Origin of the sequence: Stutzerimonas sp. R40042 (assembly GCF_026642215.1) — a bacterium.
GTDB classification, from domain to species: domain Bacteria; phylum Pseudomonadota; class Gammaproteobacteria; order Pseudomonadales; family Pseudomonadaceae; genus Stutzerimonas; species Stutzerimonas frequens.
On the sequence record NZ_CP113258.1, the window covers coordinates 4,449,255 to 4,466,750 of the forward strand.

The window sequence follows — 17,496 nt, forward strand, 5'->3', positions numbered from 1 at the left end:
GTTCGTTGAATATGCCGTGGGCTGGCGTCGTGTATGCGCGCAGTGGCAAAGAGGCACGGTAGGACGCGCCTAAATACAAAAAGTTACATACAATGGCCCGCTTCGAGCCCCGGCCACGGCGGGGTGCGTCCCTGTCGCAGCCCTCCGAAGCATTCCGTCTCGATTCCGGCGGCGCGCCCGGCCATGAGAGTCCGATGCATTTCAATGCGCTTCTGATCCTGTGCTTCATGCTTCTGCTCGGTGCTGCGCCGGGCCGAGCTGTGGCCGAAGACGGCGTGTTGATCGACAGCCGACATGCTTCCGGGCTGCAGGTTGGCCAACTGGAGTACGCGCTTGGCCGGCTGGAGGCAGGCTTCGACCAGGCACGCAGCGATGACTGGGGCTGGCAGCCGCTGCAGGTACCCAATCTGCTCCGCCAGCCAGCAGGCGCATGGCTACGATTCCCAGTGCACAACCTCCAGGCAAACGCCAGCAGCTGGTATCTGTTGCTCAAGTGGCCCGTGCTCGACCGCGTTACGCTGCGCGTCCACTACCCTCGGAACGACCAATGGGGCGAGGCCATGGTCGCTGGCGATACGCTGGCGGTCAGTCAGCGGCCGGTTGTCGATCACAACCTGGTCTTCCCGCTGAAACTGCAGCCCGGCGAGCAGGCGATGGTCTATCTGCAGCTGGAGGCCAGCGAACTGATGGTGCTGCCACTGGAGCTTGTCGACGAGACGAGCTTCATCGAGGGCAAGGTGCTCGATACGGCGCTGTTCAGCCTGTTCTTCGGCGGCATGATCGTCATCGTGCTGTACAACCTGAGCCTGCTGATTTTCACCCGCGATCTCAGCTACTTGCTGTACGTGCTGTATCTGCTCAGCGCAATGTTCTACGTCGCCACCATGAGTGGCTTCGGTCAACTGGTGTTGTGGCCCGGCGCACCGCCGTTCTCGGCGCGCTTCTACACGCTGTCGGCGACCCTGTGTTTCCTTACCCCGCTGCTTTTCGTCGTACGCTTTCTGCAGGTTCGCCAGTACGGCGGCTGGGTCTGGCACATCACCTGGGTACTGGGCTGCTACTGGACCACGATGCTGTTAGCGGTGCTGCTGATTCCCGAACATGCACACTGGCTGTTCATGGAATACGTGGCGCTGCCTTATTGCTTGATCAGCCTGGCGGTGACGCTTACGTTGTGGGCCCGCGGCAACATATCGGCGCGGCTGTTCAGCATCGCCTGGATAATGCTGCTGGGCTTCACCGTCATTCACCTCCTGGCGCTGTGGGGCTACATGCCGCTCAATCGGCTGACGCTGCATGGCCAGCTGATAGGCATGTTCATCGAGTTCGTCCTGCTGTCGATGGCGCTTGCCGAACGGATCAACCTGGAGCGCAATCAGCGCATCGCCGCCCAGCAGCTGGCGCTGGAGACCTCGCGTAGCCTGGCCGATGAACGCGAGCAGCACTTGCAGGCCAAGCAGCAGGCACTGCAGATCCAGCAGCGCGCCAACGAGGAGTTGGAAAGCCGAGTGGTGGCGCGTACCAAGGCGCTCGAGGAGGCCCGTCACGGCCTTGAATTGGCGAATGCTGAGCTACGCTGGCTGAGCTCCACGGATCCGTTGACGCACCTCGCCAACCGCCGCCAGTTCGATCAGTTGCTCGAAGACGAGGTTCGCCGCGGACGCCGCAGCGGCGCGCCGTTGACGGTCCTGCTGGGCGACATCGATCACTTCAAACGAATCAACGATACCTACGGCCACCCTTTCGGCGACGAATGCCTGCGCCGGGTCGCTGCGGTACTCCAGCGGCATTGCCAGCGAGCCGGTGATCTCGCGGCGCGCTACGGTGGCGAGGAGTTCGTCATCACTCTGCCGGCAACCGCCGGGCGGCAGGCGGTGCTGCTGGCCGAGCGGATGCGACAGGACGTCGAGCGGCTGGAACTCGACTGCGACGGCGAGCGCGTCAGCCTGACCATCAGCTTTGGCGTGGCTACGCTGGATCCGCAAGCCGCGGCGACTCCGTCGGAGTTGCTCAGTGCCGCAGACCGCGCGCTCTACGAGGCCAAGCGCAGCGGCCGCAACTGCGTCGTCAAGGCCGCCGGTTTCGCGTCGGATGGCGCAATCAATCTCGCCTGAGGCGCGGCCGCTTCAGCTTTCAGCCAGTATGAATTGCACCCGCACCAGCAGGCCACCGAGAGCGCCCTGATCGAGGCTGATCTCTGCGCGATGGGCACGGACGATCTCGCCGACGATCGCCAGCCCGAGGCCGGCGCCATGGCCGCCGGTGTCACGGCGGTAGAAGCGGGCGAAGACGCGATCGCGCTCGGCGGCCGGAATACCCGGGCCGTCGTCCTCCACCTCCAGCACGCCACCGTCGAGCACCCGCAGCACCACGTTGCCGCCAGCCGCGGTATGCGCCAGCGCATTGTCCAGCAGGTTGCTCAGCAGTTCGCTGATCAACGTCGGTTCGCCGTCGATCCACACCGGGGCCTCGGCCTCCAGCGCCAGCGCGACACCGCGCTGGTGCGCCAGCGCGGCCATCGCCAGCCCCAGCTCGCGAGCCAGCTGCGACAGGTCCAAGCGCTGAGCGCCACCCTCGGCGATTGATTGCGCACCGCTTTCGATGCGCGCCAACGAAAGCAGCTGGTTGGCCAGATGAATGACCTTGTTGGTGCTCTGTCCGGCGTCTTCCAGGGTGCTGCGCCACGCCGCGGGCTCGGCTTCGCGCAGGCCCAATTCGATGCGCGCCTTGAGCGCCGCCAGCGGCGTGCGCAGCTCGTGTGAGGCATCGGCGATGAAGCGCGCCTGGCGCTCGAACTGCCCGCGCAGGCGCTCGGTGAAGCCGTTGAGCGCGCCCACCAGCGGCTTCAGCTCGCGCTGCACATCGACCAGCGGCAACGGCCTGAGGTCGTCCGGGGCGCGGTCCTGCACGGCCTCGCTGAGCCGGGCCAACGGGCGTAACGCCGCGCTGACCGCCAGCCAGACCAGCAACAGCGCGGCAAGCGCCAGCAAGCCCAGGCGCCACAGCGTGTCGCTCAACAGGCTGCGCGCCATGCGCTCGCGTGCGCCGAGCGTCTCGGCCACGCGAATCTCGGCGATGCCGTTGAGCTCGGGTTCGCTGACCGGCTGCAGCAGGCTCACCAGGCGCACGCCCTGGCCCTGGAACTCGCCGTCGTAGAAGCGCGCCAGCGCCGGGTAGTCGTCGGTGCGACGGACCTCGGCACCCGGCGCGGGCAACTGTTCGTAGCCGCTGACCAGGCGCCCCTCGGTGTCCAGCACCTGGTAATAGATGCGTCCGGCACTGTCGTAGGCGAAGGTGTCCAGCGCCACGTAGGGCACGTTGGCGCGCAGCCTGCCGTCGCTGGTCACCAGCCCCTCGGCGATCGCCCTGGCCGAGGCCAGCAGGGTGCGGTCGTAGGCGGTATCGGCGGCGGCGCGGCCGTTCCAGTAGGCACTCCAGGCCCCGTACAGCAGCAGCGGCGTGAGCAGGATCGCCAGCCGCAGCAGCAGCCGCGCACGCAGACTGCCGGCCGCCCCGCGCTCAGCCATCGAGCGCCTCGAGCATATAGCCCAGCCCGCGGAAGGTGACGATGCGCACCGGCTGGCCCTCGAGCTTCTTGCGCAGGCGGTGGATGTAGATCTCGATGGCGTCGGCGCTGGCCTCCTCGTCGAGGCCGAATACCTGGGCGGCCAGCTGATCCTTGCTCATCACCCGACCGGGACGGGCGATCAGCGCTTCCAGCACGCCCTGCTCGCGGGAGGTCAGCGTCAGTGGCTCGTCGGCCAGGCTGAAGCGCCGCGCATCCAGGTCGTAGACCAGCGCGCCGCAACGCTGCTGGCGTTCGCCGCCGCCGACGCTGCGGCGCAGCAGCGCCTTGACCCGCGCTTCCAGTTCGGACAGTTCGAACGGCTTGGCCAGGTAATCGTCGGCACCGAGGTTGAGCCCGTGCACCCGATCGCTGACCTCGCCGCGCGCGGTGAGCATCAGTACCGGCAGCGTCTTGCCGCGCTCGCGCAGGCGCGCCAGCACCTGAAAGCCGTCGAGCCGTGGCAGGCCGACATCGAGAATCGCCAGCGCATAGTCCTCGCTGGCCAGCGCCAGGTCGGCGGCAACGCCGTCGTGCAGCAGGTCCACGGTCCAGCCGGCGGCGCGCAATGCCTGCGCCACGCTTTCGGCCAGCTGGGGGTGGTCCTCGACCAGAAGAATTCGCATTGCCTGTCCTCTGCGATGGCGACGGAGCGCCAGTGTAGCGGCAGAACTTTCACGCCGCTGCCGGCTTTCGGCGCTGAAAGGCTGGCGAAAGCTTGACCGCCTAGGATCGCTCGCAGGTGGCTCGAACCACCACGCGCGGCGCACGCGCCGTCACAACAAAAACAATAGTGGAGATACCCCGATGCTGACTGTCGTCAGACGCTCACCCGCTCCTGCCCGTCTCGCCCTGGCCGTTGCCGCCGCCTCGCTGGCACCCATGGCCCAGGCCGCATTCATCGAAGACAGCAGCGCGACCCTGCAGACCCACAACATCTACCTGAACCGCGATTTCCGCGAAGGCAGCGGCCAGTCCAAGCGCGAAGAATGGACCCAGGGCTTCATTCTCGACGTCCAGTCCGGTTTTACCGAAGGCACCGTTGGCGTCGGCCTCGATGCCCTGGGCATGCTCGGCGTCAAGCTGGATTCCGGTGGCGGCCGCGCTGGCACCGACCTCTTGCCGGTGCAGGACGATGGCAGCACGCCGGACGAATTCAGCCGCCTGGGCCTGACCGCCAAGGCGAAGATCGGCGAGACCGAACTGCGCTACGGCTCGCACATTCCCGAGACGCCGGTGGTCAAGGCCAGCGACAGCCGCACCCTGCCGCAGGTGTTCGAAGGTGCCACCGTCACCTCCACCGATATCGACGGCCTGATCTTGACCGGTGGGCGCCTGGACAAGGTGATCGACCGCTCCTCGACCAACTCCCAGGACCTGCAGCTGAACAACAAGAACGGCCGTTTCGCCAGCGCCGCCGAGGCCGATCACCTGACCTTCGCCGGTGCCGAATACGCGTTCAATGAGAACCTCACCGGGCGCTACTACTACGGCGAGCTGGATGACGTGTACCGCCAGCACTTCTTCGGCCTGCTGGCGAACAAGCCGCTGAGCGACAACTCCGCGCTGAGCGCCGACCTGCGCGTGATGCTCAGTGATGACACCGGCGAGGCGAATGCCGGCAAGATCGATAACCAGGCCTGGAACGGCATGCTCGGCTACAGCCTGGGCGGGCACAAGGTCAGTGTCGGCTACCAGCAGATGCGCGGCGACACCGGCTACGCCTACATCGACGGCGGTGATCCGTTCCTGGTCAACTTCGTGCAGATCAACGACTTCGCCAACGCCGACGAGCGCTCCTGGCAGGCCCGTTACGACTACAACTTCGCCGCTGTCGGCATCCCCGGGCTGACCTTCCTGACCCGCTACATCTCCGGCGACAACGCCGAGTACTCAGGCGGCAACAACGGCAGCGAGTGGGAACGCGACTTCGAGTTCAAGTACGTGGTGCAGAGCGGCCCGCTGAAGAACGTCGCGCTGCGCTGGCGCAACGCGATGTACCGCTCCGACTTCGCCCGCGACGCCGACGAGAACCGTCTGATCGTCAGCTACAGCCTGCCGATCTGGTAAACAGAACAAGAACGCGAGGACTACCCGATGAAAACCAGACTCAGCCGTTTCGCCCTGCTGTCGTCCTGCCTGCTGCTCTCGAGCCAGCTGCTGGCCGAACCCAAGCGCCCCGAGTGCATCGCCCCGGCCAAGCCCGGCGGTGGTTTCGACCTGACCTGCAAGCTGGCCCAGAGCGGCCTGAAGGACAGCGGCCTGCTCGAAGCACCGATGCGCGTCACCTACATGCCCGGCGGCGTCGGCGCGGTGGCCTACAACGCGGTGGTCGCCCAGCGTGCGGCGGAAGCCGGCACCATCACCGCCTTCTCCAGCGGTTCATTGCTCAACCTCGCCCAGGGCAAGTTCGGTCGTTACGACGAGAACGCCGTGCGCTGGCTGGCTGCGGTCGGTACCGACTACGGCGCCATCTCGGTGCGTGCCGACGCGCCCTACAAGAACCTCGACGAGCTGATTGCCGCGGTGAAGAAGGACCCGGGCAGTGTGGTGTTCGGCGCCGGCGCCACCATCGGTGGCCAGGACTGGATGCAGACCGCGCTGATCGCCCGCGCTGCCGGTGTCGATCCGAAGAAGCTGCGCTACGTCGCCTTCGAGGGTGGCGGCGAAACGCTCACCGCCATGCTCGGCGGCCATGTGCAGGTCACCAGCAGCGGCCTCGGCGAAGTCACCCCGCAGCTCGATGCCGGCAAGATCCGCATCCTCGCCGTGCTCTCCGACGAGCGCCTGCCGGGCAAGCTCGCCGACATCCCCACGGCCAAGGAACAGGGCTACGACATCAGCTGGCCGGTGATCCGCGGCTTCTACATGGGGCCGGAGGTACCTGACGAGGAGTTCAACTGGTGGAAGACCCAGTTCGACAGCCTGCTCGCCGACGAGAACTTCGCCAAGCTGCGCGAACAGCGCGATCTGTTCCCGCTGTCGATGACCGGTGATGAGCTGGAAGCCTTCGTCAAGAAACAGGTGCAGGACTACAAGACGCTGGCCGGCGAGTTCGGCCTGGTCAAGTAACGCGAACCGACCCGCGTTCGCGGGCCGCACGGTCGACCCGGCAGCTGCCGGGTCGCCGAATCCCTGAGGTATCCCGTCATGTACGTACGTGTCTTCGCCGCGGCGTGGCTGCTCGCCTGCGCCGGCCTCGCCCTGCTCGCCTGGGGCTTCGAGGCGCCCTTTGCCTACGACCCGGTCGGGCCGCGCGCCTACCCGCTGCTGTTGCTGTTGCTGATGGCCTGTGGTGCGGCGTGGCTGCTGTTCAAGCCGCACGGTGAGCCGACACCACCATTCGATCGGCCCAAGGCGCAGCGCGCCGTGCTGTGCGTGCTGGCCCTGCTGGCCTACGCGCTGCTGTTCGAAACCCTGGGTTTCGTCATCAGCACCGCCCTGGCCGGCTTCGCCCTCGGTCTGCTGTTCAACGGTCGCCTGTGGCCCAGCGTGATCAGCGGTGCGCTGCTTGGCGTGCTGCTCTACGGGCTGTTCGATTACCTGCTGGACGTGCCGCTGCCGCTTGGCCTGCTGCGTCTGCTGGAGAGCTGAAATGGAAACACTGAATTTCTTGATGCAGGGCTTCGATGTCGCCACGCGACCGACCAACCTGCTGGTGGCGCTGTTCGGCGCCTTCGTTGGCACCGTGGTCGGTCTCCTGCCGGGGCTCGGCCCGATCAACGGCGTGGCGCTGCTGCTGCCGCTGGCCTTCGCTCTCGGCCTGCCGCCGGAGACCGCGCTGATCCTGCTCGCCGCCGTGTATCTGGGCTGCGAGTACGGCGGCCGCATCTCGGCGATCCTGCTCAACGTGCCGGGTGATGCCGCCGCGGTGATGACCACCCTCGACGGCTACCCGTTGGCACGCCAGGGCAAGGCCGGCATCGCCCTGTCGCTTTCCGCGGTCAGCTCCTTTATCGGCAGCATCATCGCCACCTGCGGCGTGGTGCTGTTCGCCCCGCTGCTGGCCAAGTGGGCAGTGGCATTCGGCCCGGCGGAATACTTCGTGCTGATGATCTTCGCCATCGCCTGCCTCGGCGGCATGGTCGGCGACAAGCCGGTGAAGACGCTGATGGCCGCGCTGATGGGGCTGGGCCTGGCCACCGTCGGTGTCGACTCGACCACCGGCGTCTACCGCTTCACCTTCGGCAGCGTCAGCCTGTCCGATGGCATCCAGTTCGTCATCGTGGTGATCGGCTTCTTCAGCGTCAGCGAGATCCTCCTGATGCTGGAGAAAACCCACAGTGGGCAGCAGGCGGTGAAGGCCAGCGGCCGGCTGCTGTTCAACTTCAAGGAGTTCTGCCTGACCTTTTTCACCATGGTGCGCAGCGCCGTGGCTGGCTTCGTCATCGGCACCCTGCCGGGCGCCGGGGCGACCATCGCCAGTGCCATGACCTATATGAGCGAGAAGCGCATGGCCGGCGACAAGGGCCGCTTCGGCGATGGCGACCTGCGCGGTCTGGCGGCGCCGGAAGCGGCCAACAACGCTTCGGCCTGTGGCTCGCTGATTCCCATGCTGACCCTCGGCGTACCGGGTTCGGGCACCACGGCGGTGATGATCGGCGCGCTGACGCTGTACAACATCACCCCCGGCCCGCTGCTGTTCGAACAGCAGCCGGACGTGGTCTGGGGTCTGATCGCCTCGCTGTTCATCGGCAACGTGATCCTGCTGGTGATGAACATCCCGCTGGTCGGCCTGTTCTCGCGCATGCTCGCGGTGCCGAACTGGGTGCTGGTGCCGGCGATCACCGTGATCAGCATGGTCGGTGTGTATTCGGTGCACAGCACCACCTTCGACCTGGTGCTGATGGTCGGCCTCGGCGTGTTCGGTTATCTGCTGCGCAAGCTGGACTTCCCGCTGTCGGCGCTGATCCTCGGCTTCGTGCTCGGCGAGATGATGGAAGACAACCTGCGCCGCGCACTGTCGATCTCCAACGGTGAGCTGGGCATCCTCTGGGGCAGCCCGATCACCCTGGCGCTGTGGGCGCTGACCGTGGCGATGCTGGCCATGCCGGGGCTGCGCTGGTACCTCAAGCGCCTTCGCGGCAACGTGGTCGAGGCACAGGCCTGACATGCGCCAGCGGCTGCCGGTCTGGTGGGCAACGCCACTGATCGGCGCGGTCGGCGGCTGGCTGGCGAGTCTGGCCAACTGGCCACTGCCGTGGATGGTCGGCTCGCTGCTGGCGGTGATCGCGGTGCGCTGCAGCGGCTGGCTGGTGAGTGAGATGCCGCGCGGCCGTCAGGCCGGGCAGTGGATCATCGCCAGCGCCATCGGCCTGCACTTCACCGGCGAGGTGATGCGCGAAGTGCTGGTGCACTTTGGCGTGATCCTCGCCGGCGCGCTCGGCACACTGGCGTTGAGCCTGATTGGCATGGCCATCCTCTCGCGCGGCGGCTGCGATCGGGCCACCGCCTACTTCGCCAGCATGCCGGGCGGCGCCAGCGAGATGGTCAACCTGGCCAGCCGCCACGCCGCCCACCCCGGCCGCGTCGCGGCCGCGCACAGCCTGCGCATGCTGCTGGTGGTGCTGCTGATCCCGGCGTTTTTCACCTGGAGCCTGCCGCCGATCCAGGCACCGGCACCGCTGCCGGTCGACAGCTTCTGGCTGGCCGTGCTGCTGCCGGCCGGCGGCCTGCTGGCCCTGCTCTGGCGCCGGCTCGGCCAGCCCAATCCCTGGATGCTTGGCCCGCTGACCGTCTGCGCGCTGGCCAGCGCGGGGTTCGATCTGCACATCGGCTTGCCGGACGGGCTCGGCCAGGTCGGCCAGTGGCTGATCGGCTCGTCGCTGGCCTGTCACTTCGACCGGGCTTTCTTTCGCAGCGCACCGGCCTTTCTGTTGCGAGTGCTGCTGTTCACCCTCTCGGCCATGCTGGTCGCCGCCGCGCTGGCAGCCGGGCTGGGTTGGCTGATGGCACTGGACGAAACCTCGCTGATGCTGGGGATGATGCCCGGCGGCATCACCGAGCTGTGCCTGACGGCCGAGGCGTTGCAGCTGTCGGTGGCGCTGGTGACGGCGGTGCAGGTGCTCAGGTTGTTTCTGGTGATGTTTCTCGCCGAGCCGGTGTTTCGGCTCTGGCAACGAGCCACGCTTTAGCCCGCCGTCAGGCGGGTTCTTTTTTTGCGGCACTGGCTGGTACGGCCGTCTGCATGGCGACCGGCGCGACTTACGAAGCCGCCCCGGTTCAGCCGAAGAACCAGTAACACACCCCGATCGCCGCCACGATTCCGGCGAAATCCGCCACCAGCGCACAACCCACCGCATGCCGCGCCCGCTGGATGCCGACGGCACCGAAATACACCGCCAGCACATAGAAGGTCGTCTCGGTGCTGCCCTGCACCGTCGCCGCCACCAGCGCCGGGAAGCTGTCGACACCATGACTCTGCATGGTCTCGATCAGCATCGCCCGTGCCGCACTGCCGGAGAACGGCTTGACCAGTGCCGTCGGCAGGGCGTCGACGAAGCGCGTGTCCCAGCCCAGCGCCTCGACCAGCCAGCGTATGCCCTCCAGGCCGAGGTCCAGCGCTCCGGACGCGCGCAGCGCACCGATGGCACACAGCATTGCCACCAGGTAGGGCAAGAGGCTCTTCGCCACGTCGAAGCCCTCCTTCGCACCTTCGACGAAGGCTTCGTAGACCGGCACCTTGCGCAGTGCACCCACCAGCAGGAAGGCGATGATCAGCCCAAACAGCGTGAGATTGCCCAGCAGCGAGGACAGCGAGGCCAGGGCGGTGGCCGACAATCCGGCCAGCAGCGCCATGAAGCCGCCGAGCAGCAGCGCACCGGGAATGAAATAGGCCAGCACCACCGGGTCCCACAGGCGCAGCCGCTGCACCAGCGCCACTGCCAGCAAGCCGGCCAGCGACGAAGCGCTGGTGGCCAGCAGGATCGGCAGGAACACCAGCGTCGGGTCGTCCGCGCCCTGCTGCACGCGGTACATGAAGATGGACACCGGCAGCAGCGTCAGCGAAGAGGTGTTGAGCACCAGAAAGAGAATCTGCGCATTGCTCGCCACATTCGGCAGCGGATTGAGTTCCTGCAGCGCGCGCATGGCCTTGAGGCCAATCGGCGTGGCGGCATTGTCCAGGCCCAGCCCGTTGGCGGCGAAATTCAGAGTGATCAGACCCAGCGCCGGGTGGCCGGCCGGCACCTCCGGCATCAGCCGGCGAAACAGCGGGCCGAGCAGACGCGCCAGCAGCTCGATCAGCCCGGCCTTCTCCGCAATGCGCAGGAAGCCGAGCCAGAGCGTCAGGGTGCCGAACAGGACGATCATCACTTCCACGGCCAGCTTGGCCATGGCGAACAGGCTTTCCACCAGAGCGGCGAATACGGTCGGATCGCCGCCAAGCAGCCAGCGCCCCAGGGCCGCCAAGGTGGCAATCAGAAAAAACCCCAGCCAGAGGCCGTTGAGCATGTCGTTCTCCCATCGAAGCTGGCGGCGATGATAGCGGTGCAGGCGCGCAGGGGTCATCCGCAGTCGGCAGGCAAAGGGAAGAAAGAGACGCTTGGAAAGGAGGTGCAGCCGCGCGGCTGCGAAGCGGAGCGTTGTGAGCTGCAGGCCAGGGCAGTAATGGTCCACCCTGGCTGCAGCCTGACAGAACCCGGTCCGATAACGGAGGTACTCCCTGTACCCCTAGGTCGCTCCGCCAAGGCAGAACAACCCGACCCCCTGGTTCCCCCCGCTGAGGGGTCGAGCGCGCAGAGTCGTTACACCCGACGCGCGCTCTGGATCACCTTCGAAAGCCGAACATGACCCGGCAAGAGTGGCATCCCATGCCGCTGACACTCCTGAACCAGCCGCCCTTGCGGGCGGCCATCGATTGCATCAGACGCGCGGTCCACGCCCGCGGCCGAAGATCAGCGATGCCACGAAGAGCACCAGGAACACCACGAACAGGATCTTGGCGATACCGGTAGCGGTGCCGGCGATGCCACCGAAGCCCAGTACCGCAGCGATGATGGCGATGATCAGGAAGGTAATGGCCCAACTCAGCATGGTGTAACTCCTCTGTTTCAGGAACGATACTCAGCGGATCGGATCAGCCGATCGGCGTCGATGTGGTTACGCATCCCTGCCGGTTCGCTCGCACGTCCTTCTTCCCTGCTCAGAACACCCAGCGCTGTTCGGCAGGCGCCTGGCGGTAAACGATGGTCTGCCGTTCCTGGCTGGTCCGCGTGAGCTCAATAGGTTGAGCGTCATACATCCGGATTCGTTCCACGGAGGCCTGCTGCGTCTGGCCGAGCGGTTGCGACATCGGCCGCTCGGCACCCATGATGAGCATGACGACTGCAGCAGAGAGGAAACCCTTGCAGGCTAAAGAAAGGCTAGCTTGGCGATTCATCCTCAACTCCTTCTAAGCAAAGCGTGGCGAACATGATGTTGCGTTGATCAAGTTATTGCAGGCTGCGTGCCAGCCCGAGAAACTCTTTTAACCCCTTTAAAATCAATAAGTTACACAAGAAAAGAAAGAAGAACGCAACTTAATTTGCACGAGCCGCCCAGGTATGCCGGGCGTTTTGCACGACCATCAGTGGCGAGTGGCTTTAAGCTGGCGAATGCGCTCGTGGCAGGCGCGCAGCTTCGGCAGTTCGATGGCCAGCAAGGCCTTCACGTCCGGTTCCGCATCCGCGACGGCGTCCTCGAAGGCACGCAGCAGGTGTGCTTCGCTCTGCTCTAGCTGGTCAACGTAGGCGCGATCATGGTCGCCGACTCGCGAGCGTGCGTCGGTGTACAGCTCGCGCATGCGCCCGGTGAGCGTCCCGCCCTGAGATGGCTGTTCATGGTTGGCAGCGACCTTCACCGACAGCGCCTGGATCACCTGTGTCTTGGCCTGCGCCAGGTCGCGAAACAGATGCTGCAGTTCCACGTCCTTTGCTTCTTCGGCGGCATGCTGGTAGAAACGCTGGCCGTCGCGGGTGATCTCGATGAGTTCGTTGAGCTGATTCATGGAATGGTTCATGACGCCTCCTGGATGAGTGAAGACGGCGCCACGCCCACTCGGCGGGCCGCGGCGCGTTCTCTTACCTGGTCGCAAGCCCCGTGCCAGCCGGTCGCCGAGTTCCGACCGAGCAAAATCAGCGACTTGCATGGCCGCCGTGCCGGGTCCGGAATGCAGCATGCAGGAAGAGCTCATCGTCACCGTGCAACTTGCAAGACATTTCATAGACTAAGCACTCGCCAACAACGCAACGGCGCCCCTGCCAGGCGCCGCACGCCATAATTCATTTTATTTTCAGCGACTGATTCGCCATCTGATTGGGAGCATCCATGGACCAAACGACGGACAACGGCGGGCGCATCCTTCTGGTGGATGACGAAGCGGCGATCCTGCGTACCTTCCGTTACTGTCTGGAGGATCGCGGCTATACCGTAATGACCGCCGCCAGCGCCGCGCAGGCAGAAGCCATCCTGCAGCGCCAAGTATTCGATCTCTGTTTTCTGGACCTGCGCCTGGGCGAGGACAACGGCCTCGATGTGCTGCAGCAGATGCGCATGCTCGCGCCCTGGATGCGGGTCGTGATCGTCACCGCCCATTCGGCCGTGGACACCGCGGTCGACGCCATGCAGGCCGGCGCCGCGGACTACCTGCTCAAGCCGTGCAGCCCCGAGCAACTGCGCCTGTCCGCAGCCAAGCAGCTGGAAGTCCGGCAGATGGCGGCGCGCCTGGAGGCCCTGGAAGGCGAGATGAAGCAGCGCAGCGATGCGCTCGGCTCGCACAGCCCGGCGATGATGGCGGTGCTGGAAACCGCACGCCAGGTCGCCGACACCGACGCCAATATCCTCATCCTCGGCGAGTCCGGCACCGGCAAGGGCGAGCTGGCGCGTGCCATCCACACCTGGAGCCGGCGCTCGAAGAAGGCCTTCGTCACCATCAACTGCCCCTCGTTGTCGGCGGACCTGATGGAAAGCGAGCTGTTCGGCCACAACCGCGGCGCGTTCACCGGGGCCACCGAAAGCACCCTGGGCCGGGTCAACCAGGCCGATGGCGGCACGCTGTTCCTCGACGAGATCGGCGACTTCCCGCTGGCGCTGCAGCCCAAGCTGCTGCGCTTCATCCAGGACAAGGAATACGAGCGCGTCGGCGACCCGGTGACCCGCCGCGCCGATGTGCGCATCCTCGCCGCGACCAATCTCAACCTCGAGGAGATGGTGCGCGAGGGCAAGTTCCGCGAGGACCTGCTCTACCGCCTCAACGTCATCACCCTCAACCTGCCCCCCATGCGTGAGCGTCCGGAAGACGTGCTGGCCCTGGCCGAACGCTTCCTTGCTTCCTTCGTCAAGAACTACGGGCGCCCGGCCCGCGGCTTCAGCGATGCCGCGATTGCCGCGCTGAAGACCTATCGCTGGCCGGGCAACGTGCGGGAGCTGCGCAACGTGGTGGAACGCGCCAGCATCATCTGTCCGCAGCAGATGATCGAGGTGAGCCACCTGGGCCTCGGCGAGCAGGTTGCCAGCAACGCCCCGCGCATCGGTGAGCCACTGAGCCTGGAAGCCCTGGAAAAGGCCCATATCGCCGGCGTGCTGAGCACCAGTGATACCCTCGAGCAGGCCGCGCGCATCCTCGGCATCGACGCGTCGACGCTGTACAGAAAACGCAAGCAGTACGGCCTATGAAACTGCAGATGAAGCTGCGGACCCGACTCTTCCTCGGGTTCTCGGCGCTGATGACGGTGGCCCTGCTCGGGCTGTTGCTGGCGCTGGTCAGCGTGATGCAGATGGCGAAAAGTCAGGAACATCTCATCCGCAACAATTTCGGCATCATCGAAATCAACCAGCAGCTGCGCCAGGTTCTGGGCAACCATCTGGTCGTCTTGCTCACCGACGAGAACAACAGCCAGGCGCTGGAACCGTTACGCCAGACCTTCCAGCAAACGCTCGAGCGCGGTATCGCCGAAGCTCGCGACGATGCCGACCGGCAGGCGTTCCAGGCAATCGCCAGCGCCTACGCCAGTTTTCTGCAACAGGTCGATCTGCCCGGCCGACAGGATCTGACCCTGCTCGAAGACAACCCGCTGAGCCAGTCCTTCAACCAGTTGCGCGGCCTGATGACCGATATGCAGCGCACCGCGTACGACCGGATTCGCGACACCGAGCTGCGTAGCCGCGACCGTGCTGCGCTGCTCGCCGGCCTGCTCGGCTTGACCGCCATTGCGGTGCTGCTGATCGGTTTCATCACCGCGCACAGTTTCGCCCGTCGCTTCGGTGAGCCGATCGAACGCCTTTCCGCGGCGGCCGACCAGATCGGACGCGGCGATTTCAATATCGCCCTGCCCACCCCACCGATCGCCGAACTGTCCTCGCTGAGTCGCCGCTTCGGCCTGATGGCGCAGGCGTTGCACCAGTTCAAGCAGACCAACGTGGAGGCACTGGTCAACGGGCAGCAGCGTCTGCAGGCGCTGCTCGACAGCATCGACGATGGTCTGCTGATCATCGACCGCGAGGGGCGTCTGGAGCACGCCAACCCGGTAGCGCAACGGCAACTGGCCTGGGAGAACGAGCACCTCGGTTTGTCCCTGGGCGAGGCGCTCGGCTGCCCGGCGCTGGACATTGCGGCACGCCAGGTACTGGACGACAAACCGTTGTCCGACCCACCCGAGGATCTGGTGATCGAGGCCGATGGCGAGCGACGCCTGCTGGCCTGGCGCATCAGCCCGGTAAGCCACCACGACGGCAGCATCAGCGGCGCGGTCATGGTGCTGCACGACGTCACCGACCAGCGCACCTTCGAGCGGGTGCGCAACGAGTTCGTGCTGCGCGCCTCACATGAGCTGCGCACGCCGGTAACCGGCATGCAGATGGCCTTCAGCCTGCTGCGTGAACGCCTGCGCTACCCGGCCGGCAGCCGCGAATCGGACCTGTTCGATACCGTGCACGAGGAGATGCAAAGACTGGTCCGGCTGATCAACGACCTGCTCAACTTCTCCCGCTACCAGAGCGGCCAGCAGAAGCTGGAGCTGGAGCCGTGTGAAATCCCGGAGCTGCTGGAAACCGCACGCCAGCGCTTCGAGGTCGCCGCGGCCGAGCAGGAGGTGCAGCTCCAGCTGGAGCTGCAGCAGCCACTGCCGACCCTGATGCTGGACCGTCAGCAGATCGAGCGGGTGATGGACAACCTGCTGAGTAACGCATTGCGGCATACGCCGAAAGGCGGCGAGGTACGGCTGCTGGCCCGCCATCATGGCGAGCGGATGATTCTCAGCGTCGAGGACAACGGCGAAGGCATCCCCTACAGCCAGCAGGCGCGCATCTTCGAACCCTTCGTGCAGATCGGTCGTCGTCGCGGCGGTGCCGGACTGGGGCTTGCCTTATGCAAGGAAATCGCCCAGCTGCATGGTGGACGCATCGGCGTGCATTCGCGGATCGGGCACGGCACCATCTTCTACGTCGCGCTGCCGATCTGACGGCGCCACCACGAGGACCTGCCATGCCAAGCGTGAATCCCAGCCCCGAACAACTCGCCGCCTACGTCGCGGCGATGCCAGCGGGCGTGCCGATCCTGATGCTCAACCTGCTGCGCTACAACGCTCAGGCGACATACCCAGCGGGCAGCCAGCACAGCCCCTGCAGCGGCCGCGAAGCCTATGCCCGCTACAGCCGTGTGGCGCTGGCCAAGGTGCAGGCCTGCGGCGGTGCGGTGGAGGTCCGTGCCAAGGCGCATGCCGCACTGATCGCGCCGGCGGAGGAACAGTGGGATGACCTGCTGCTGGTCAGCTACCCGTCCAAGGAAGCCTTTCTGGCGATGATCAGCGATCACGAGTACCAGGCTGCCGCCGAGCATCGCAGCGCGGCGCTGGCCGACTCGCGGCTGATCGGTACGACCCGCTACTAGCGGCCTGTTGGGTAAGTTCAGTTGGCCAATCGCGGCGCCCATGGCCCCGATACTGCGTCGCTGCTTTTTGCCATGGCCTGCCATGACTCGTCGCAGCGCCTTGTCTCGGAGCCCTGTGCATCCGGACTTGCCGCAACCAACGCACCGCACCGGCCGCTATGTCAGCGGCCCGCCTGGGCAGTGAGTACCGTCAGCATCGCTGCGGTTTCGGCATCCGGCTCGCCGTCGAAACGGGCCGGTCGATACTTCATCTGGAATGCGGCGATCACGTTACGCGTCTCGTCATCCAGCTGCCCATGCCGCGGCACGCGGTAGCCCTGAACCGCCAATGCCTCCTGAAACCAGGCGACCGACGGCACGCCGCTGAGCGCGTAGTTCGCCCGCTCCGCCGCCACCGCGTCCGCCTCGGGCCAGGGCAGAAGCCCCTCGTCGGCGAGGCGTTTCCACGGAAACAGCGGCCCCGGGTCGACTTTGCGCTGCGGCGCAATATCGCTGTGGCCGATGATGGCGCCCGGCTTGAGATCATGGCGCACCATGATGTCCTTGAGCAGCGCCACCAGCGCGTCGATCTGTTCGTCCGAGTACGGGTACCAGAGTCGCCGTCCGTCCGCGCTTTCGACATAGCCACGATTGACCAGCTCGATGCCGATCGAGCTGGAATTGAGCCAGGTGCGCCCGTTCCACTCGCTTTCGCCGGCATGCCAGGCGCGCCGGTTCTCGTCCACCAGGCGGTAGATAGTCGCCGGTGCCTCGCCGATCAGGTAGTGACTGCTGACGTCACGACCACTGAGCAGCGTGAGCGAGCGCGGCAGGTCGGCAGAGGTGTAGTGCAGCACGATGAACTGCGCGCGGCTGTCGTGGCCGATCGAGCTGTAGCGGGTATCGATGCGCGGGCCGCTGGCGCAGCCGGCAAGCAGCAGGAGCAACAGGGTGGCGGTGAAGGCTTTCATCGGGATGACCTCTGTGTCGACGGCGAAATGACGCAGATCGGCATACCGGCAGGCGCGCCGGCATGGCAGCGCTTGGCAGCGCGGTCGGATTATACCCGGGCGATCGCAGGCTCGCG

General features: G+C 65.9%; 16 protein-coding genes. 9 read left to right on the top strand and 7 right to left on the bottom strand.

What is annotated here, in order from left to right; genetic code table 11:
- The first annotated feature begins 194 nt into the window (after positions 1–194).
- Entirely contained in the window at positions 195–2,114 is a 1,920-nt protein-coding gene (locus OUY36_RS20875) for a sensor domain-containing diguanylate cyclase (RefSeq protein ID WP_267935857.1), read from the top strand.
- A gap of 12 nt (positions 2,115–2,126) precedes the next feature.
- Here OUY36_RS20875 and OUY36_RS20880 read toward each other — a convergent pair whose 3' ends face one another.
- On the bottom strand, positions 2,127–3,527 hold the full coding sequence (locus OUY36_RS20880; RefSeq protein WP_156244955.1) for a sensor histidine kinase: 1,401 nt from the start codon (positions 3,525–3,527) through the stop codon (positions 2,127–2,129).
- Positions 3,520–4,191, bottom strand: a complete 672-nt coding sequence (locus tag OUY36_RS20885; protein ID WP_110778770.1) for a response regulator — start codon at positions 4,189–4,191, stop codon at positions 3,520–3,522. Before OUY36_RS20885 ends, OUY36_RS20880 begins: the two co-directional genes overlap by 8 nt.
- Positions 4,192–4,372: 181 nt before the next feature.
- Between OUY36_RS20885 and OUY36_RS20890 the strand changes: the two genes are divergently transcribed.
- From OUY36_RS20890 to OUY36_RS20910, 5 genes are all read left to right on the top strand, one after another.
- Positions 4,373–5,635: an OprD family porin gene (locus tag OUY36_RS20890; protein WP_267935860.1), complete on the top strand. Its 1,263-nt coding sequence runs from the start codon at positions 4,373–4,375 to the stop codon at positions 5,633–5,635.
- A 27-nt stretch (positions 5,636–5,662) separates the two neighbouring features.
- Positions 5,663–6,637, top strand: a complete 975-nt coding sequence (locus tag OUY36_RS20895) for a Bug family tripartite tricarboxylate transporter substrate binding protein (protein ID WP_267935862.1) — start codon at positions 5,663–5,665, stop codon at positions 6,635–6,637.
- A 78-nt stretch (positions 6,638–6,715) separates the two neighbouring features.
- Positions 6,716–7,159, top strand: coding sequence for a tripartite tricarboxylate transporter TctB family protein (locus OUY36_RS20900; RefSeq protein WP_125867305.1), 444 nt, complete (start codon positions 6,716–6,718; stop codon positions 7,157–7,159).
- Position 7,160: 1 nt separating this feature from the next.
- On the top strand, positions 7,161–8,675 hold the full coding sequence (locus tag OUY36_RS20905) for a tripartite tricarboxylate transporter permease (RefSeq protein ID WP_267935864.1): 1,515 nt from the start codon (positions 7,161–7,163) through the stop codon (positions 8,673–8,675).
- A gap of 1 nt (position 8,676) precedes the next feature.
- A complete protein-coding gene (locus OUY36_RS20910; protein ID WP_267935865.1) occupies positions 8,677–9,699 on the top strand; it encodes an AbrB family transcriptional regulator in 1,023 nt (340 codons plus the stop codon).
- Between the two features lie 88 nt (positions 9,700–9,787).
- Here OUY36_RS20910 and OUY36_RS20915 read toward each other — a convergent pair whose 3' ends face one another.
- The 4 genes from OUY36_RS20915 to OUY36_RS20930 form a co-directional block, all read right to left on the bottom strand.
- Positions 9,788–11,017: a nucleoside recognition domain-containing protein gene (locus tag OUY36_RS20915; protein ID WP_267931478.1), complete on the bottom strand. Its 1,230-nt coding sequence runs from the start codon at positions 11,015–11,017 to the stop codon at positions 9,788–9,790.
- 411 nt (positions 11,018–11,428) lie between these two features.
- Positions 11,429–11,599, bottom strand: a complete 171-nt coding sequence (locus OUY36_RS20920) for a DUF1328 domain-containing protein (protein ID WP_003282841.1) — start codon at positions 11,597–11,599, stop codon at positions 11,429–11,431.
- A 109-nt stretch (positions 11,600–11,708) separates the two neighbouring features.
- Positions 11,709–11,945, bottom strand: a complete 237-nt coding sequence (locus tag OUY36_RS20925; protein WP_063541122.1) for a hypothetical protein — start codon at positions 11,943–11,945, stop codon at positions 11,709–11,711.
- A gap of 186 nt (positions 11,946–12,131) precedes the next feature.
- Positions 12,132–12,563 (bottom strand): ferritin-like domain-containing protein, encoded by a 432-nt coding sequence (locus OUY36_RS20930; RefSeq protein ID WP_110778764.1) that lies wholly within the window; start codon positions 12,561–12,563, stop codon positions 12,132–12,134.
- A 308-nt stretch (positions 12,564–12,871) separates the two neighbouring features.
- Between OUY36_RS20930 and algB the strand changes: the two genes are divergently transcribed.
- Genes algB through OUY36_RS20945 form a run of 3 tightly spaced genes read left to right on the top strand, consistent with a single transcriptional unit; the run spans position 12,872 to position 16,430 of the window.
- Entirely contained in the window at positions 12,872–14,218 is a 1,347-nt protein-coding gene (algB, locus tag OUY36_RS20935; protein ID WP_102838966.1) for a sigma-54-dependent response regulator transcription factor AlgB, read from the top strand.
- On the top strand, positions 14,215–16,002 hold the full coding sequence (locus OUY36_RS20940) for a KinB sensor domain-containing domain (protein ID WP_063541119.1): 1,788 nt from the start codon (positions 14,215–14,217) through the stop codon (positions 16,000–16,002). Before algB ends, OUY36_RS20940 begins: the two co-directional genes overlap by 4 nt.
- 23 nt (positions 16,003–16,025) lie before the next feature.
- The gene (locus OUY36_RS20945) at positions 16,026–16,430 is read left to right on the top strand and encodes a DUF1330 domain-containing protein (protein WP_063541118.1); all 405 of its coding nucleotides are present in this window, start codon (positions 16,026–16,028) and stop codon (positions 16,428–16,430) included.
- 161 nt (positions 16,431–16,591) lie between these two features.
- Here OUY36_RS20945 and OUY36_RS20950 read toward each other — a convergent pair whose 3' ends face one another.
- Positions 16,592–17,380, bottom strand: a complete 789-nt coding sequence (locus OUY36_RS20950) for an N-acetylmuramoyl-L-alanine amidase (protein WP_267935869.1) — start codon at positions 17,378–17,380, stop codon at positions 16,592–16,594.
- Between the last annotated feature and the right edge of the window lie 116 nt (positions 17,381–17,496).

Coding starts and splice junctions, on each gene's coding strand:
- OUY36_RS20905 (WP_267935864.1), top strand. CDS start 7,161: ATGGAAACACTGAATTTCTTGATGCAGGGCTTCGATGTCGCCACGCGA.
- OUY36_RS20910 (WP_267935865.1), top strand. CDS start 8,677: ATGCGCCAGCGGCTGCCGGTCTGGTGGGCAACGCCACTGATCGGCGCG.
- algB (WP_102838966.1), top strand. CDS start 12,872: ATGGACCAAACGACGGACAACGGCGGGCGCATCCTTCTGGTGGATGAC.
- OUY36_RS20875 (WP_267935857.1), top strand. CDS start 195: ATGCATTTCAATGCGCTTCTGATCCTGTGCTTCATGCTTCTGCTCGGT.
- OUY36_RS20880 (WP_156244955.1), bottom strand. CDS start 3,527: ATGGCTGAGCGCGGGGCGGCCGGCAGTCTGCGTGCGCGGCTGCTGCTG.
- OUY36_RS20950 (WP_267935869.1), bottom strand. CDS start 17,380: ATGAAAGCCTTCACCGCCACCCTGTTGCTCCTGCTGCTTGCCGGCTGC.
- OUY36_RS20945 (WP_063541118.1), top strand. CDS start 16,026: ATGCCAAGCGTGAATCCCAGCCCCGAACAACTCGCCGCCTACGTCGCG.
- OUY36_RS20915 (WP_267931478.1), bottom strand. CDS start 11,017: ATGCTCAACGGCCTCTGGCTGGGGTTTTTTCTGATTGCCACCTTGGCG.
- OUY36_RS20920 (WP_003282841.1), bottom strand. CDS start 11,599: ATGCTGAGTTGGGCCATTACCTTCCTGATCATCGCCATCATCGCTGCG.
- OUY36_RS20925 (WP_063541122.1), bottom strand. CDS start 11,945: ATGAATCGCCAAGCTAGCCTTTCTTTAGCCTGCAAGGGTTTCCTCTCT.
- OUY36_RS20930 (WP_110778764.1), bottom strand. CDS start 12,563: ATGAACCATTCCATGAATCAGCTCAACGAACTCATCGAGATCACCCGC.
- OUY36_RS20940 (WP_063541119.1), top strand. CDS start 14,215: ATGAAACTGCAGATGAAGCTGCGGACCCGACTCTTCCTCGGGTTCTCG.
- OUY36_RS20900 (WP_125867305.1), top strand. CDS start 6,716: ATGTACGTACGTGTCTTCGCCGCGGCGTGGCTGCTCGCCTGCGCCGGC.
- OUY36_RS20885 (WP_110778770.1), bottom strand. CDS start 4,191: ATGCGAATTCTTCTGGTCGAGGACCACCCCCAGCTGGCCGAAAGCGTG.
- OUY36_RS20890 (WP_267935860.1), top strand. CDS start 4,373: ATGCTGACTGTCGTCAGACGCTCACCCGCTCCTGCCCGTCTCGCCCTG.
- OUY36_RS20895 (WP_267935862.1), top strand. CDS start 5,663: ATGAAAACCAGACTCAGCCGTTTCGCCCTGCTGTCGTCCTGCCTGCTG.